The following is a 15829-nucleotide window of genomic DNA, read 5'->3' as shown; positions in this document are numbered from 1 at the left end:
CGGCAGCAGCACGGGCCCCGGCGTGGGCAATGGCGCGCGGCTTGCGCCGAGTTGCGCCGAGTGGCGCGGCGAGGCCGCGCCACCAACCCCGCTCAATGCCGCATCAAGGACCACAACAGCAGCGCCAGCAACAGCACCGCGACCACCTGCCAGAACAGCACCGGATCGCTCTCGAGCAAGGGCTTACGCCGAACCGGCGCCATCGCGTCTCGACCGCTCGAAAGACGTTCGAGATCAGCGCAGACTTCGAGCACGTCCTGATACCTGCGCGCCGGATCGGGCTGCAGCGCTTTCTCCAGCACCAGGTCGAGCCATTGCGGCGCGTCGAGCCGGTACTGATAGAGCGGCACGCGGCCATTAAAGCCGTAGGGCAGCTTGCCGCCGCTGAACAACCGGTACAGGGTCACGCCATACGCGAACACCTCGGAGCGCGCATCGCCCTGTGCGCCCTTCATCAACTCAGGCGCCATATAAGCGGGCGAGCCCGGTGCGGCGTCGGGGCCCGGCACCTGCATGCCCGGCATATAAGCGAAACCGAGATCGAGCAGGCGAGTGCCATCGCCCTGCATCACCAGCACGTTCTCGGGTTTGATATCGCGATGGAAGATATTGCGGCGATTCAGCGCGTCGATCGAACGGCCCAGCTGCCGCGCGATCTCGAGCGCACGCGGCAGCGCCATAGGCTGAGGCGCCGCCAGCAGTTTTTCGAGCGTGACGCCTGCGCCGAGCGGCATCACCACATAGAGCCGGGTTTGCCGGTCGGCATCGACCGGCATCGGCGCGAGCACCCCATCGTCGCCGATCTTGCCTGCCAGCCAGCGCTCGCGCACGATCGACTGGCGCACGTTCTCATCCTGCTCGACCCGCGGCTTGGGAAACTTGAGCGCCAGCGGCGTGTTCGGATCGGCCAGATCGTGGCCGGCGAAAATCCGCGAATAAAAGCCATCGCTCAACACGCTCTTGAGCATATATCCATCGACCACATCGCCGGCGTCGGGCACGGCCGGAATCGGCAAGGCGCCGACCACCCGCTCCAGATAACCGACATCGAGCAAAGGCAGGCTGCCCACATCGAGCACCGCGCTCGTCACGTCGTCCTGCGAGCCGCGCGTCACCGCCAGTGCGCCGAGCCGGCGTGCTGTTTCGAGCGCACCGCCGCGCGCCGCCAGCATCGTCTGCAGCTCGCGCATCGGCACGCGGCGATAGAGCCCGTCGGAGCACATCAGCAGGCGGTCGCCCTCACGCAACTCAAGGGTTTCGATGCGAGTCACCAGCGTCGGAAGCATGCCGACCGCATGCGCCACATAAGAACCGAAGGCGACCGGCACCACGTCGTCGTCGCCGAGCTGGGTCAGTTGGCCATCGCGCAACAGATAGAGTCGCACATCGCCGGCCGCCACCAGATACGCGGTAGCGCGGCGCACGATCAGCGCAGCAAAGGACGCCGCCATCTGCTTCAGTGCGGGATCGACGCGGCCGATCTGATGCAGCCAGCCGTGTATTGCTTCGAGCGCACGCGCAGCGGCCACACCGGGCTGCAAGGTGTCGGGGAGCGCGTAATAGGCATCGATAAAGGTCCGCACCGAGAGTTCGGCCGCGACCCGCCCGCCCTTGCTGCCGCTCACGCCATCGGCGAGAGCGATCACGCTGCCACGCGCGGCGCGCGCCGCCAGATCGCCGAGCATCACGCCGACGTAGTCTTCGTTGATGTGATCCTGCCCGCGGACGCGGGCAGGGAAAGAAACACAACCGATCTCGAGAGCGGCGCACTCGCCGCGCTCCGGCCGCAACTGCAGGTCGATTTCCTGGCCGCCCATTCCGCGACGGCTAGCGGGCCTTCCCTCTGGATCGTCTGGCATCCGGCCCGGGTTCGGTGCCGGCAAGCTTTCCGGAGAGAAGGGTTCACTCATTTACTTTTTGCCGTGGGTCATCACGTCGCTTGTTTCCAGATCGTGCTCGATCTTCTCGAGCACCTGCGGCGAGCGCTTCTTGAGCATCATCAACCAGATTGCGCCAACCAGCATATACGCAACGAACAGATAGGGCAGGATGTTATACGGATAATCGGGCACCGGATACACGCTGCCGATCACCGCACCGACCATCGCCAGTGCGCCGAGCACGCCCCACACGACGTTGCTCGTCTTGAGCTCGCCCTGCTTCTTCAGATAAACCGGTGCCGCGATTGCGACCAGGAAATACACGACCAGGAAGCCAAAGGTCGCAAACGTACTGGTATAGCCGAAGGTGTTGAGCGGCCCCGTGCCGAGCATCGCGATACACACCACGAAGGTCACGATGGAGGAAAACGCAACGGCCAGGTACGGTGTCTGGTGCGTGCGGTGCACCATGCCCATCGAGCGGTGCACGAACTGATAGCGGCCCATCGAATACAGCAGGCGGCTGGACGAGTTGATGCACGCAAGCACGCACGAGAACGCGCTGATCGAGGCAATCAGATAAAACACCGGACCGAGCGGCGAGGCGCCGACGCTCGTGAGCAAGGTGCTGAGCACGGCCGAATCGCCGCCGAGCTTGGCTGCGTCGTCGTGGTAGGCGATCGTCATCGAATAGGCCACAAACATGAAGAACAGGCCCGACAGGATCACGCACCAGACCACCGCGCGCGGAATGACGCGCAGCGGGTTCCTGGTTTCCTGGCCGAGCGAGGCCGCGCTCTCGAAACCCACGTACGAGAAGATGCCGAGCACCATGCCCTGTGCCATGCCCTTACCGCTCACGCCCTGCAGCCCCAGCTGCGTGTGGTCGATGATATGGTCCGGATGCAGTGCGAGCACATAGATCAGCACACCGCCCACGATCACCACCGAAGCGGCTTCGATTGCCAGCGACAGGCGCGAGGAGAGCTTCACGTCACGTGCCGAGAAGAACCAGGCCAGGCCGACAAAGATCGTGTAGACCGCCCACGACGGGATATTGATGCCCCAGGCCGAAAAAGCGTTCTGCACGAACACTACGCCTGCGGCGCCAACCCCCATTGCAGTGCCCACGTAAGCCGCGATCAGGCCCCAGCCGGCAATGCCGCCCGCCATCGGCCCTAGCGCGCGCGAGATATAGATAAAGAACGAACCAGCCGATGCGATCCGGCTCGAGAGCGCGATGATGCTCATGCTCACCAGCAGCAGCCCGAGCGTCGAAAGACCATAAATCAACCATGTCCCCGCGCCGGCCAGCGCCGCGATCGCGGTCACGTTGATCGACGGCGTGAAGGTCGGTGAAAGGTTCGCGATGGATTGGCCGATGACCTCGGGAAAACCTAACGTACCGGCACGCAGACCGCCGGATGATGCCGGCGCTGCTTGCGTGGTGCTTTGCGGAGTGCTCATGTGGGGCTCCTGATAGATTGGTGAATCAAGGTTGATTGCACTCAACTTTTCCACAGTCAAAAATCTCGAAACAATTCAATTCATTTGGTCCATCCGGGAATCCACGAGGTACCCGCGAGCGGAATGCGCGCCATTGCCGCGGCCTCGACCGTCAGCGCGACCAAATCCTCCGGTTCGAGGTGATGGACGTTCTGCTTGCCGCACGCTCGTGCGATCGTCGTCAGTTCCATGTTCAGCGTCTTCAGGTAGTTGCGCACGCGGCGTGAACCTTCATCGGGCTGCACACGCTGTTCGAGCACCGCGTCCTGCGTGGTGACGCCGACCGGGCACTTGCCCGTGTGGCAGTGATGGCAGAAACCAGGCGACGTGTTCAGCGCCGTGTAATCCGCCGCCGCCGAATGCAGCGCGCCGTTCTGAAAGTACGTATCGCTGTTGCAGCCGAGCGCCATCAGCATGCCCTGCCCGATCGCCACCGCGTCCGCGCCGAGCGCCAAGGCCTTCGCCACGTCAGCGCCGGTACGGATGCCGCCCGAGACGATCAGTTGCACCTGGCCTTTCATGTTCAGATCTTCGAGCGCGTCCACAGCCTGGCGAACCGCGGCCAGCGTCGGAATACCGACGTTCTCGATGAAGCAGGTCTGCGTCGCCGCCGTGCCGCCCTGCATCCCGTCGATTACGACCACGTCCGCGCCCGCATGCACCGCGAGCTTGACGTCGTTGAACGTGCGGGTTGCGCCGACCTTTACGTAGATCGGTTTTTCCCAGTCGGTGATTTCGCGCAGTTCCTGAATCTTGATCGCCAGATCGTCGGGACCGGTCCAGTCCGGATGACGGCTCGCCGAACGCTGATCGACGCCTGCCGGCAATGTGCGCATCGACGCGACGCGCGGATTGACCTTCTGCCCGAGCAGCATGCCGCCGCCGCCCGGTTTCGCGCCCTGGCCGATCACGATTTCGATCGCGTCGGCGCGGCGGACGTCGTCCGGATTGAAACCGTAGCGCGACGGCAGGCACTGATACACCAGCGTCTTCGACGAGCGGCGTTCTTCCTGCGTCATACCGCCGTCGCCGGTGGTGGTGGAGGTGCCCATCGCGGTCGCGGCCTGGCCGAGCGCTTCCTTCACGTTCGCGGACAGCGCGCCGAAGCTCATGCCTGCAATCGTGATCGGAATGTCGAGCACGACCGGTTTCCTGGCGAAGCGGGTACCGAGCACCGTCTGCGTCGCGCATTTCTCGCGATACCCTTCGAGCGGATAGCGCGACAGCGAGGCGCCGAGAAACAGCAGATCGTCGAAATGCGGCACGCGGCGTTTCGCGCCCAGACCACGAATTTCATAGAGGCCGCGTTGCGCGGCCGAGTGGATATAGTCGATCGTCTTGCGGTCGTAGCCTTGCGACTCTTCCTGCTGCAAACGGGCGAAGTGAACGGGTTTGGCTTCCATGGGGACCTTCTTCGAGAGCGTGTGTTCAATATTCCTGGTTCGCGTCGGCGTTCCAGTGATAGAGCGTGCGAGCGGAGGCGATCCGTTTGAACGACGCCGGGTCGTGGTCCATGCCGGCGGCGGTGAGCAGTCCACGCACCGCGTCGATATCCGCCTGCGTCATCGGTTCGTACTGCGCGTCCGCGCCGAGCGACTTCACTTCGCCGCGCACGTACAGCACCGCTTCGTAAAGCGAGTCGCCGAGCGCGTCGCCCGCATCGCCGCAGATCACCATGCGCCCGGCCTGAGCCATGAACGCAGAAAAGCTGCCGACCGACCCGCCCACCACGATATCGCCGCCCTTCAGCGAAATACCGCAGCGCAGACCCGCATCGCCGTCGATCACCAGCAGGCCGCCATGCGCCGAAGCGCCCGCGCCGTTCGACGCGAAACCCTTCACGTGCACCTTGCCGCTCATCATGTTTTCCGCGACGCCGGTGCCCGCGCTGCCGTCGATCTCGATCGACGCGTGTTTGTTCATGCCGCCCGCGTAATAGCCGGCGTGACCGGCGATCGTCACTTTCACCGGCGCATCCACACCGACGGCGAGGTTATGCGCACCGTTCGGTGCGACCACGGCAACCACCTGCCCTTCCAGTTCGCTGGCCGGTTTGTGCAAAAACTGGTTCAGCTCACGGACCGTCGTGCGCTCCAGATCGAAAGTCAGGCTTTCCATACATACATCTCCTCAGGTGCGGGTTCGAAGACCCTGGCGTTCTTGATATCGGGCAGATGCGCGAGCGAACGGAACTCGGAAGCAATCGCGACGTAGTCGTCGTTTTCCGCGACCACCGCCGGCTTGCACGCGAACGGATCGCGAATCAGCGCGAGTTCGGTCGAGGTGCCCATCAGGAACGTGTAAAAGCCGTCGAGTTCTTCGAAGCCCTTCTGCAATGCGACCGGCAACGTGTCGCCTTCGCGCAGCCGCCATTCGAGAAAGCGGCAGGCGGCTTCGGTGTCGTTGTCGGTATCGAAGTGAATGCCTTGCGGTTCGAGCTTGCGGCGCACGCCATGCGCGTTCGACAGTGAACCGTTGTGGACCAGACAGAAGTCGTCGCCCGCCGTGAACGGATGCGCGCGGTCCGGCGTCACCGCCGATTCCGTCGCCATGCGCGTGTGGCCGACCAGATGCGAACCCTGCAGGTTCGCGAAGTCATAACGCCCGGCGACTTGCGACGGCGAGCCGATATCCTTGTACAGATCGATCGAACGTCCGCTCGAGAGCAGATACAGCTTCGGATAGCGTTCGCGCAGCCACGTCTTCACGCGCTCGACGTTGCCCTGCACCGTCAGCACCGCGTGATTGCCTTTCGAGTCGACGCGCGCGGTGACGTCCATCGCCGCGTTCAGCGCTTCCACCAGCGGCTGCCACGCGAAATCGGCGCCTTCTTCGGTGAAGCCCGCGTAGATGCTCAGCTTGCGCTGGCTCGCATCGACCGGTTTGCCGAACACCGCGAGGCCCGCCGAGTCCGGTCCGCGCTCGGTCATGCCGATCAGCATCGGCACCATCAGTTCGCCGAGCCGCTCGCGCAGTGCCGGCGTCTTCACCAGCAAGCCTACAATTCCGCACATTGTGGTTCTCCTTAGAAAAATTCGAGGTAGGTCTTCAGTTCCCAGTCCGAAACGTGGCGCATGTATTCGAGCCATTCCATCCGTTTGAGCTTGAGGAATTCGTCGGCAACCGGGCCGAGCGCGTCGCAGATCACGCGGTCGCTTTCGAGCGCGTCGAGCGCCTGCTCGAGGTTTTGCGGCAGCACGCCGATGCCATGCTCGGTAAGTTTCGCGGGCGACCACTCGTACAGGTTTTCGTTAGCCGGTTCGCCCGGCGACATGCCGCGATCGATGCCGTCGAGTCCCGCGGCGATCACAGCCGCCGTGGCAAGATACGGATTGCATGCGCCATCCGGCAGGCGCAGCTCGATGCGCTCGCCCGGCATGCGCACCATCGTCGAGCGGTTGTTGTCGCCGTAGCTGATGTAAGCCGGCGCCCACGTCGCGCCCGTCAGCGAGCGGCCGACCACCAGCCGTTTGTACGAGTTCACCGTCGGATTGCACAGTGCGGTCAGCGCCGGCGCGTGTGCGAGCAACCCGGCCGTGAACTGGTAGCCGAGCGACGAGAGCCCCATGCCGAGCTTGTCCGCGGGATCGGCGAACAGGTTGCGCTCGCCGTCGCCGATCGACATATGCATATGCATGCCGTTGCCAGGACGGTTCGCGAACGGCTTCGGCATGAACGAGCAGATCATGCCGAGTTCATTGGCAATCTCGGAGGCCGCCATCTTGAAGAACACGTAGTGATCGCATGAGGTCAGGCAATCGGTGTACGTGTAGTTAATTTCGAACTGCCCATTCGCGTCTTCGTGATCGATCTGATAGACGTCGATACCGACCGCGCGCATCGATTCGGTGAGCTTTTCCAGGAAGACGCGCGTACGCGAGAGTCCCTTGTAGTCGTAGCACGGCTTGGCGAGCGTATCGCTCGGATCGCATGGCTCCAGCGTGCCGGAGGCCGAACGGCGCAGCAGCGAGAATTCCGGCTCCAGACCCGTGAAGAGCGTCCAATTGCGCTCCGTCATCCGGGCGACCTGCTTCTTCAAGGTGACGCGCGAATCGTATTGCCACGCTTCGCCATCGACATGACCGTCGCAGACGATCCGTGCCAGGCCCGGCTGCCACGGCACCGGCGTGAGCGTCGCCAGATCGCCGACGGCCATGTAATCGGGTCCGTTCGGCTCGATGCCGACACCCCAGATCGCAAAGCCCGCGAAACCGGCGCCCGCTTTCAACACGCTCTTCAGATGACTGACCGGCACCGATTTCGCCTTGGCCACACCGTGAATATCGACAAACTGCGCCAGCACGTACTTCACGCCCTGCTGCGTCAGATAAGCTTGCGCCTCTTCCGCCGAGCCGAAGCGGGGCACGCATCCGAGTTCGTTGACCGGCAGCTTGCTCGCATCGTTCAGGTTCATCGCCACTCCTTGCAACTCCATCCTTCGTGGTTTGAAAAAGCCACGCGCAACGCATGTGGCCAGGCTATGCAACACGCTTTTGAACGCCGGTTGCGGCGCACTTCAAGCTTGTCTTCAATCAACCGGGAACTTTATTGGCGAGCAACAAAGATTCTCCGGGAGAAACTCTTCGCGCGCGACCCGGCGCTGCAATCTGCTACGCTTTCCTTTTCCGTGAGGCCTACATGCAAACCGGTGAAGACAATAAAACGCCGCTCGAACGCTACCTCGGCATCGCCATCCGTGAACTACGCCAGCGCCACGGCCTGACGATCGCCCAGGTCTCCGCGCAGGCCGGCATCAGCCGCGGCATGCTCTCGAAGATCGAGAACGCGCAGACCTCCGCGGGCCTCGAGGTGCTCAACCGCATCGCCCAGGCGCTCGGCGTTTCGCTCTCCACGCTGTTCCGCAATTTCGACGTGCCGCAAGGCGGCGCACAGCTCGTCAAAAAAGGCGCCGGCATGGAGGTGGTCCGCAAAGGCACCAAACGCGGTCACACCTATCACCTGCTTGCTTACGACCAGGGTCCGCGCAAGCTCTTCGAACCCTTCCTGATCACGATGGAGGACGAGGCTGAACGCTTTCCTGTGTTCGAGCATCCGGGCACCGAATTCATCCACATGCTCAAAGGCGTGATCGAATACCGCCACGGCCAGCAAACCTACATCCTGCATCCCGGCGACACGCTCACCTTCCAGGGCGAGATACCGCACGGTCCTGAACGTCTGATCAAGACGCCCATTCAATTCCTGTCGATCTTTGTGTATCCGCAGTCGAGTGCTGACTGATCTCTCGCTGCTTCCGGTCACGCCCCCTGGGTAAACTCAATGCAACGTTTGTGCCATGTTTATCTGGGTGAATCAAAAATTCCCGCCAATAAACGCTTTGCGCGCAGCGAGCCCTTGTCGGTATTCAGGCTGAAGGGCTCGCTGGCTTGACTGCGGTGCACATAGTCGTTGTAGCTGGTGCGACTTTGCACAAGAACGAGGTGTGCGGTTAAGCAGCGTCAAAAGCAACGCTTATACAAAGCAGCGTTATAGCGCCTGAACTGCGTGCGGCCATGCCTCGAACATGCGTTGCAAAACCGGTTGCACCTTCACAGCGAGCGCATTAACGGCCACTCGCGGTCCACGTTCCTCGTGTTAGCGCAAGGCGTCGTCCGGCAAATCGGGCAGCGCCCGCGCCAGCGACGGCTGGATCGCGTTATCCAGCACGCCGCGCGTCAGCATGGCGATGTCGCCGGCGAACTGATCCCATTCACCCTGGCGGTGCAACAGAAAGAAATCGCGCCGTCCGAGACGGCTCGGCGGCAACGGCATCACCGCGATATCGTCCAGGTAGTGACGTGCCTGCCACAAACACAAGGGCGTCGAAATCGCGAAACCCACGCGCGCCGCCACCAGACTCAGCAGCGGATCGGTCGCATCGAACTCGTAACGCCGCGGACTGTTGATACCCAGATGCCGCGCGAAACGCTCGATCTGCTGCCCGATCACCGAGCGCGCGGTATAGCGGATCAGCGGCATCTCCAAGGCGAGCGTGCGCCAGTCGATATTGCGGCGCCCGCTCAGATAGCTGCGCGCAACCACTACGACAAACGCCTCGGAAAACAGCGGCACTTCGACGATCCGTGCGTCGTTCAGCGTGGTCTGCGTGCAGATCGCTATATCCAGTTCGCGGTCGTGCAGCTGCTTGCTCAGGCCCGGCGTCAGGCCGGACCACATCGAAATCTGCCGCTCCGAATTCGACACCGCGCGGATCAGCTCTGGGCCGACGGTCGCCGCGAACGAATCGACACAGCCCAGCCGCACCGGCATCTTGCCCGTATGCGACGCATCGCCGATGCGGGCGCCGACCATCTGCGCATGCTCGATCAACGGGCCCGCCAGTTCGAGCAGCGCGCGCCCCGCCACGTTCGGCCGCGGCGGGCGGCTCTCGCGGTCGAACAGCGTCAGGCCCTGGTCGCGCTCCAGCGCGGCGATCGACTGGCTGACCGCGCTCTGGCTCACGCCCAGCTGCTTCGCGGCGCCGGTCATCGAGCCACTGTCGCAGACGGCGACGAATGCCTGCAGCGCGCGCAGATCGATCGGGGTCGGGGTTCGTCTCATGGCATGCTCCGCTCGCGTCGGTGACTTGCCGGTCATCCTGTGCGGCACGAAAGCATGGTGCCGATATTTGCAGGGCCGGTGTTCAGGATGAGAAATTGCATTGGATCGCCATAAGTTTGCCTAATACAAAATTCGCGCGCCCGGCGTTTTCCTAGAATTCGCCTCATTGCCCACACAGAGGTCCACATGAGCCACTACGATTTCATCGTGATCGGCGCTGGTGTCATCGGCGCGTCGGTCGCCCATCATCTCGCCGCACAAGGCGCGCGGAGCGTGCTGGTCATCGAGCAGGGCACGATCGGCGCGGGCACCACTTCGCAGTCGTCCGGCCTGCTGCGCACGCATTATTCGGTGCGCCAGAATGTGGAGCTCGCGCGCTCGTCCTGGTGGGCGTTCAATAACTTCGCCGACTATGTCGGCGACGACGAAGCGTCCTGCGGCCTCGTCAAATGCGGTTATCTGATCTGCTCGCCCGAGGGCGACAAGCTGGAGCCGCTGCGCGCCTCGCTCGCCGCGCAGCAGGACATGGGCATCGAAGTGCAGTTGCTCGACAAGGGTGAGGCGCACGAGCGCCTGCCGATCGCAAGCTTCGACGACGCCGCGCTGATCGGCTTCGAACCGGAAGCGGGTTTTGCCGACGCCTATCTGGTCGCCACCGGCTTTGCCCGTTCGGCGCGCCGGCGCGGCGTCAAGATCATGGAAGGCGTCACGGTAACGGGCCTCATCCGCGAAGGACGCCGGATCACCGGCGTCGAGACGAGCGCCGGAAACTTCGGTTGCGGCACCCTCATCAGCACGCAGAATATCTGGACGCCGGAACTCGCCGGCTGGATCGGCGTCCCGCTGCCGGTCAAGCCGGAGCGTCACACGGTGCTCGCGCTCGAATGCGACGGCGCCGCGTACTCGTTCAAGATGCCGGCGTTCAAGGACCTGGGCTCGGCCGGCATGCTCTATTACCGCAGCTATGGCGGCAGCCAGATGCTCGTGTCCGAAGGCGTGGTCGGCGAAACGCTGAACTCGCCGGAAACGGAACAGGGCGATATCTCGCTCGACTATGTCGCTGAGGTCGGCGCGCAGGTTGCCGAACGCTTCCCTGCTTACGAAGCCGCGGGTCTGGCTTCGTCATGGACCGGCGTCTATGACGTGACACCCGACTGGAATCCGGTGTTGGGCAAGGTCGCCGATATCGAGGGACTCGTGGTCGGCTTCGGCTTCTCCGGGCACGGCTTCAAGCTGTCGCCGGGCATCGGCAAGATCCTCGCCCAGCACGCACTCGGTCAGCCCACCGACGTTTCTCTTGCGCCCTATGCGCTCGACCGGTTCGCCAGCGGCGCGCTGCTGGTGGGTAAATACGGTTCCGGCGCGGTCTCCTGATTTCCGATCGATGGATGATCCAGTCATGACAATCAATATTCTGGTTCCAGTCAAACGTGTGGTGGACGCGAATGTGCGCGTACGGGTCGCCGCAAACGGTTCGATCGACACCACCGGTCTCAAGATGTCGCTCAATCCGTTCGACGAATGCGCGGTCGAAAAGGCATTGCAACTTAGGGAAGCCGGCACCGCATCGAAAGTGACGGTGATCACCTGCGGCACGCAAGCCAGTCAGGACGTTTTGCGCACGGCGCTGGCAATGGGTGCTGACGATGCCGTACTGATCGATACAGCGACTGCGACTTCCACGTTGGATTCGCTGGCCGTCGCCCGCCTGCTGAACGCCCACATGGCGACTCGCGCATACGGCCTCGTGCTGTGCGGCAAGCAGGCGATCGACGGCGATATCGGCGGCGTCGCCGCGATGCTCGCCGCCCTGCTCGACTGGCCGCAGGCGTTGAACGCCAGCGCACTCTCAGCGGATGGCACAGGCTGGTCCGTCACGTGCGGCGACGACACCGGCACGGCGACGTGGCTGCTCGACGGTCCGGCTGTCGTCAGCGCCGATCTGCGCCTCGCCGAGCCGCGCCGCGTAACCTTGCCGAGCATCGTCAAGGCGAAGCAGAAGCCGCTCGCGATCGTCGATGCCGCCACGCTGGCCATCGACTTGACGCCGCACAGCCATATCGTGAAGCTCAACGACCCGCCGGTTCGTCAGCCCGGCATCAAGGTCGCCGACAGCGCCGCACTGATCGCCGCGCTCACGGAACGGCGCGTGTTCGACCAGGCAGGAGTCCCCGCATGAGAAGCCTTGTCGTAGCCGAAAGCGAAAACGGCCGCGTGGCCGACGCGACGCTTCGCGTTATCACCGCGGTGATGCAACGCGGTCTGCCGGTGGATGTGTTCTTGCCGGATGCCGCGCTTGCCTCCACGGTCGAAAAGATCGCCGGGATCGAGCGCGTTCTCATGATGGCAGGCGCAGCGAGCGAGTACATCGTGCCTGAAACGCTCGCCGCACAACTGCGTGCGATGCACGGGCCGTATTCACTGATCGCCGCGAGTCATCGGACGCTCGGCCGCAGCGCCCTGCCACGCGCGGCGGCGCTGGTGGGTGGCGCGTTCATTCCGGATGTGATCGCGGTAGAAGGCGAAGGCTCTTTTGTGCGCAGCCTCTACGCGGGAAGCGTCGTCGCTAACGTGAGCACGGCGAGCGCCGTGACGTTCGCGACATTTCGGGCATCGTCGTTCGCACCTGCTGCCGACAGCGGCGGCAACGGCCAGCGTGTGATCGCCGAACCAATCGCCGGCTTTGACAGGACGAAGCTCGTCGAACGCCAGGCCTCGGCACAGACCGGCCGCGAATTGCCCGACGCGCGGATCGTCGTCGCGGGCGGGCGCGGTCTGGCATCGAAGGACAACATGGAGCGGCTCGGCGAACTGGCGGAAAAGATGGGCGCGGCGCTCGGTGCATCGCGGGCCGCGGTGGATGCCGGCTACGCGCCGAATACCGCACAGGTCGGGCAAACCGGCAAGATGGTCGCACCCGACGTCTACCTTGCATTCGGCATCTCCGGTGCGATTCAGCATCTGGCCGGGATGAAGGACTCGAAGACCATCGTCGCGATCAATAAAGATCCGGACGCACCGATTTTTTCGGTCGCGGACATTGGGCTCGTAGGCGATCTGTTCGAGGTAGTGGGCGAGATCGAAGCGCATGTCGGCGCGGGAGGCACGAGCCGATGACACTTCATCTGTCTCTCAGTCCGCTTGGACCGGCGGCAAAACTGCTGTCGATTGCGATCGAACCGCTGGCGGACCGCTAAGAGAACCCTATGGCAAGCAACGCATTGATCGAGCAGTACGGCCCGCGCGAGTCGATGGAATACGACGTGGTGATCGTCGGCGGCGGCCCGGCTGGCCTGTCCGCGGCGATCCGCCTGAAGCAGCTGGCGCAGGAAAAAGGCGTTGAAATTGGCGTCTGCGTACTGGAAAAAGGCTCGGAGATCGGGGCGCACATCCTCTCCGGCGCGGTGATGGACCCCCGCGCGCTGAACGAACTGATCCCCGACTGGAAGGAAAAAGGCGCGCCGCTGACCGTGGACGTGACCGAAGACCGCTTCCTGTTCCTGACCGAGACCGGCTCGAAGCGCGTGCCGACGTGGGCGCTGCCGGATAACTTCAGGAATCACGGCAACTATGTGATCAGCCTCGCGAACGTGACGCGCTGGCTGGGACAGCAGGCCGAGGCGGCGGGTGTCGAGATTTTCCCGGGTTTTCCCGCAGCCGAAGTGCTGTACAACGACGACGGCTCGGTCAAAGGCGTCGCGACCGGTAACCTCGGCATCGGCAAGGATGGCCAGCCGACCGAGAATTTCCAGCTCGGCATGGAGCTGCACGCGAAGTACACGCTGTTCTGCGAAGGCGCGCGCGGGCACCTCGGCCGCCAGCTGAACGACAGATTCAGGCTGCGCGAAGGCGTCGATCCGCAGGTCTACGGTATCGGCATCAAGGAGCTGTGGGAAATCGATCCGGCGAAGCACAAGCCGGGTCTGGTGATGCACACCGCCGGCTGGCCGCTCGAGAACGACACGTACGGCGGCTCGTTCCTGTACCACATGGACAACAACCAGGTGGTGGTGGGCTTCGTGGTCGGCCTCGGTTATACGAACCCGTACCTGTCGCCGTTCGAGGAATTCCAGCGTTACAAGACGCATCCGGCGATCCGCGCGATTCTGGACGGCGGCAAGCGCGTGTCGTATGGCGCGCGGGCAATCACGGCGGGCGGCCTGCTGTCGCTGCCGAAGCTGGTGTTCCCGGGTGGCGCGCTGGTCGGCGACGAGGCGGGGTTCCTGAACGCATCGCGGATCAAGGGTAGCCATGCGGCGATCAAGACCGGCATGCTGGCCGCTGAAGCGGCTTTTGATGCAGTGCAGGCCGGGCGTCAATCCGATGAACTGGCGGCTTATCCGGAAGCGTTCAAGACTTCGTGGCTGCATACCGAGCTGCATCGGGCGCGCAATTTCAAGCAGTGGATGAGCAAGGGGTTGTACCTCGGTACGTTGATGGTGGGTGTCGAGCAGAAGGTGTTGGGCGGCAATGTGCCGTGGACACTGCATCATCGGCATTCCGATCACGAGATGCTGAAGCCTGCTTCGCAGTGCAAGCCGATTGTTTATCCGAAGCCGGATGGGAAGCTGACTTTTGACCGGCTGTCTTCGGTTTTTATCTCGAACACCAATCATGAAGAGAATCAGCCGGCGCACCTCACGCTGAAGGATCCTTCAGTGCCGGTGAATGTGAACCTTCAGACTTACGCTGGGCCTGAGGCTCGGTACTGCCCTGCTGCGGTGTATGAGTTCGTCAAGAACGATGATGGTAGCGAGCGGTTGGTCATCAACGCGCAGAATTGCGTGCACTGCAAGACATGCGACATCAAGGACCCGACGCAAAACATCGTATGGGTCACGCCCGAGGGCGGTGGCGGTCCCAATTATGCAAACATGTGACCTATCCCCTTCAACACAACGAAACTACACGGAACACGCACATTCTGGAAGCCGGCGCATCCCGCTCGCCCTCCCCTACACACTCGCGAGCAGCGACTGCACCGTACCCGATTCGACATCGCCGACGTAGATACCGAACGCATCTTCGGTACGCTCCTTCACATAGCGGCACAACATCGACCGAACAGCCGGATCGCGAATCTCATCCCAAGGTATTTCGCCGAGTGGGACGTAACGGATCGCGCCGGCGGCAGGCGCCTCATCGACAATACGGCCGCGATAATAGATGTACGTGACGCCTTTATCCTCGAAGACCGCGAACAGGAAATCCAGATTTGCATTCAGGCGGTAGCCGCCAAGCACACCGCGCAGACTCGCTGCATCGGAGGCCGGTTCGAGGCGCGTGCCGGTCGGCAACTGTAGCCCCGCCACCGTTGCAACCAGTATCAGCCCGCGTGGATGTTCGAGAATCGCCCCGACCTGAGCACGCTGCGCGGTCGCGGCGAGCGCCTCCTGGGACAGACTGAAGTCCACATACGCGCCCCGGCAGTAGCCCAGCGGCGTCGCGCTCGTATTCGTGAAGTCCACCACACGGCCAATCAGAATGATGTGGTCCCCTGCATCCACCACCTGATGGGTCTCGCAATCGAAACTCGCCGCCGCGCCGTCCATCACGGGGCTTCCGGTCCTGCGCGCGTGCCAGGCGACCTGCGCGAACTTGTCCGCGCGCTTCGAGGCGAACACACCCGAGACGGGCCGCTGATCTTCGGCCAGCACGCTTACCGCGAAGCGCTGCGTTTGCGAAAATACCGGATAGCTCGACGCGGTCCTGGCGATGCATACGAGGATCAGCGCGGGGTCGAGCGAGACCGACGTAAATGAGTTCGCGGTAAACCCGCGCGGCAAGCCATCAGGCTGAATGGTCGTCACGACGGTCACACCGGTCACGAAGGCGCCCAGCGCCCGGCGGAATTCAGAAACATCGAAAGCAGATTCGCCCAT

13 protein-coding genes are annotated in these 15829 nt (G+C 63.3%); 5 read left to right on the top strand and 8 right to left on the bottom strand.

Annotated features, from left to right (window positions below):
- Positions 1 to 92: 92 nt before the first annotated feature.
- From AC3WOG_RS25230 to glnT, 6 genes are all read right to left on the bottom strand, one after another.
- The gene (locus tag AC3WOG_RS25230; RefSeq protein ID WP_492580613.1) at positions 93 to 1910 is read right to left on the bottom strand and encodes a bifunctional protein-serine/threonine kinase/phosphatase; all 1818 of its coding nucleotides are present in this window, start codon (positions 1908 to 1910) and stop codon (positions 93 to 95) included.
- On the bottom strand, positions 1911 to 3347 hold the full coding sequence (locus tag AC3WOG_RS25225; RefSeq protein ID WP_492580612.1) for an APC family permease: 1437 nt from the start codon (positions 3345 to 3347) through the stop codon (positions 1911 to 1913).
- 80 nt (positions 3348 to 3427) lie between these two features.
- A complete protein-coding gene (locus AC3WOG_RS25220) occupies positions 3428 to 4789 on the bottom strand; it encodes an FMN-binding glutamate synthase family protein (protein ID WP_492580611.1) in 1362 nt (453 codons plus the stop codon).
- Between the two features lie 25 nt (positions 4790 to 4814).
- Entirely contained in the window at positions 4815 to 5504 is a 690-nt protein-coding gene (locus AC3WOG_RS25215; RefSeq protein ID WP_492580610.1) for a protein glxC, read from the bottom strand.
- The gene (locus AC3WOG_RS25210; RefSeq protein WP_492580609.1) at positions 5492 to 6400 is read right to left on the bottom strand and encodes a class II glutamine amidotransferase; all 909 of its coding nucleotides are present in this window, start codon (positions 6398 to 6400) and stop codon (positions 5492 to 5494) included. Before AC3WOG_RS25210 ends, AC3WOG_RS25215 begins: the two co-directional genes overlap by 13 nt.
- An 11-nt stretch (positions 6401 to 6411) precedes the next feature.
- Complete coding sequence (gene glnT, locus AC3WOG_RS25205) at positions 6412 to 7800, bottom strand: type III glutamate--ammonia ligase (protein WP_492580608.1); 1389 nt, start codon at positions 7798 to 7800, stop codon at positions 6412 to 6414.
- Positions 7801 to 8024: 224 nt separating this feature from the next.
- On the opposite strand from glnT, the gene AC3WOG_RS25200 reads away from it, so the two are divergent.
- Complete coding sequence (locus AC3WOG_RS25200) at positions 8025 to 8627, top strand: helix-turn-helix domain-containing protein (protein WP_492580607.1); 603 nt, start codon at positions 8025 to 8027, stop codon at positions 8625 to 8627.
- Between the two features lie 354 nt (positions 8628 to 8981).
- On the opposite strand, the gene AC3WOG_RS25195 is transcribed toward AC3WOG_RS25200, so the two are convergent.
- A complete protein-coding gene (locus AC3WOG_RS25195) occupies positions 8982 to 9947 on the bottom strand; it encodes a LysR family transcriptional regulator (protein ID WP_492580606.1) in 966 nt (321 codons plus the stop codon).
- A gap of 186 nt (positions 9948 to 10133) precedes the next feature.
- Here AC3WOG_RS25195 and AC3WOG_RS25190 point away from each other — a divergent pair, with 186 nt between their 5' ends.
- From AC3WOG_RS25190 to AC3WOG_RS25175, 4 genes are all read left to right on the top strand, one after another.
- On the top strand, positions 10134 to 11321 hold the full coding sequence (locus tag AC3WOG_RS25190; RefSeq protein ID WP_492580605.1) for an NAD(P)/FAD-dependent oxidoreductase: 1188 nt from the start codon (positions 10134 to 10136) through the stop codon (positions 11319 to 11321).
- 31 nt (positions 11322 to 11352) lie between these two features.
- Complete coding sequence (locus tag AC3WOG_RS25185) at positions 11353 to 12126, top strand: electron transfer flavoprotein subunit beta/FixA family protein (protein ID WP_492582443.1); 774 nt, start codon at positions 11353 to 11355, stop codon at positions 12124 to 12126.
- Positions 12123 to 13064 (top strand): electron transfer flavoprotein subunit alpha/FixB family protein, encoded by a 942-nt coding sequence (locus AC3WOG_RS25180; protein ID WP_492580604.1) that lies wholly within the window; start codon positions 12123 to 12125, stop codon positions 13062 to 13064. Before AC3WOG_RS25185 ends, AC3WOG_RS25180 begins: the two co-directional genes overlap by 4 nt.
- Before the next feature lie 89 nt (positions 13065 to 13153).
- A complete protein-coding gene (locus tag AC3WOG_RS25175; RefSeq protein ID WP_492580603.1) occupies positions 13154 to 14827 on the top strand; it encodes an electron transfer flavoprotein-ubiquinone oxidoreductase in 1674 nt (557 codons plus the stop codon).
- 75 nt (positions 14828 to 14902) lie between these two features.
- Here the strand turns inward: AC3WOG_RS25175 and AC3WOG_RS25170 are convergent, their stop codons facing one another.
- Positions 14903 to 15829 (bottom strand): flavin reductase, encoded by a 927-nt coding sequence (locus AC3WOG_RS25170; protein ID WP_492580602.1) that lies wholly within the window; start codon positions 15827 to 15829, stop codon positions 14903 to 14905.

The organism is Paraburkholderia sp. FW306-02-B, from assembly GCF_058782725.1.
This window is presented reverse-complemented; position numbering and strand designations above follow the sequence as displayed.

Bases quoted from the DNA above. Each gene is read 5' to 3' on its own strand.
- AC3WOG_RS25230 (WP_492580613.1), bottom strand. From the start codon at position 1,910: ATGAGTGAACCCTTCTCTCCGGAAAGCTTGCCGGCACCGAACCCGGGC.
- AC3WOG_RS25225 (WP_492580612.1), bottom strand. From the start codon at position 3,347: ATGAGCACTCCGCAAAGCACCACGCAAGCAGCGCCGGCATCATCCGGC.
- AC3WOG_RS25220 (WP_492580611.1), bottom strand. From the start codon at position 4,789: ATGGAAGCCAAACCCGTTCACTTCGCCCGTTTGCAGCAGGAAGAGTCG.
- AC3WOG_RS25215 (WP_492580610.1), bottom strand. From the start codon at position 5,504: ATGGAAAGCCTGACTTTCGATCTGGAGCGCACGACGGTCCGTGAGCTG.
- AC3WOG_RS25210 (WP_492580609.1), bottom strand. From the start codon at position 6,400: ATGTGCGGAATTGTAGGCTTGCTGGTGAAGACGCCGGCACTGCGCGAG.
- glnT (WP_492580608.1), bottom strand. From the start codon at position 7,800: ATGAACCTGAACGATGCGAGCAAGCTGCCGGTCAACGAACTCGGATGC.
- AC3WOG_RS25200 (WP_492580607.1), top strand. From the start codon at position 8,025: ATGCAAACCGGTGAAGACAATAAAACGCCGCTCGAACGCTACCTCGGC.
- AC3WOG_RS25195 (WP_492580606.1), bottom strand. From the start codon at position 9,947: ATGAGACGAACCCCGACCCCGATCGATCTGCGCGCGCTGCAGGCATTC.
- AC3WOG_RS25190 (WP_492580605.1), top strand. From the start codon at position 10,134: ATGAGCCACTACGATTTCATCGTGATCGGCGCTGGTGTCATCGGCGCG.
- AC3WOG_RS25180 (WP_492580604.1), top strand. From the start codon at position 12,123: ATGAGAAGCCTTGTCGTAGCCGAAAGCGAAAACGGCCGCGTGGCCGAC.
- AC3WOG_RS25175 (WP_492580603.1), top strand. From the start codon at position 13,154: ATGGCAAGCAACGCATTGATCGAGCAGTACGGCCCGCGCGAGTCGATG.
- AC3WOG_RS25170 (WP_492580602.1), bottom strand. From the start codon at position 15,829: ATGGGCGAATCTGCTTTCGATGTTTCTGAATTCCGCCGGGCGCTGGGC.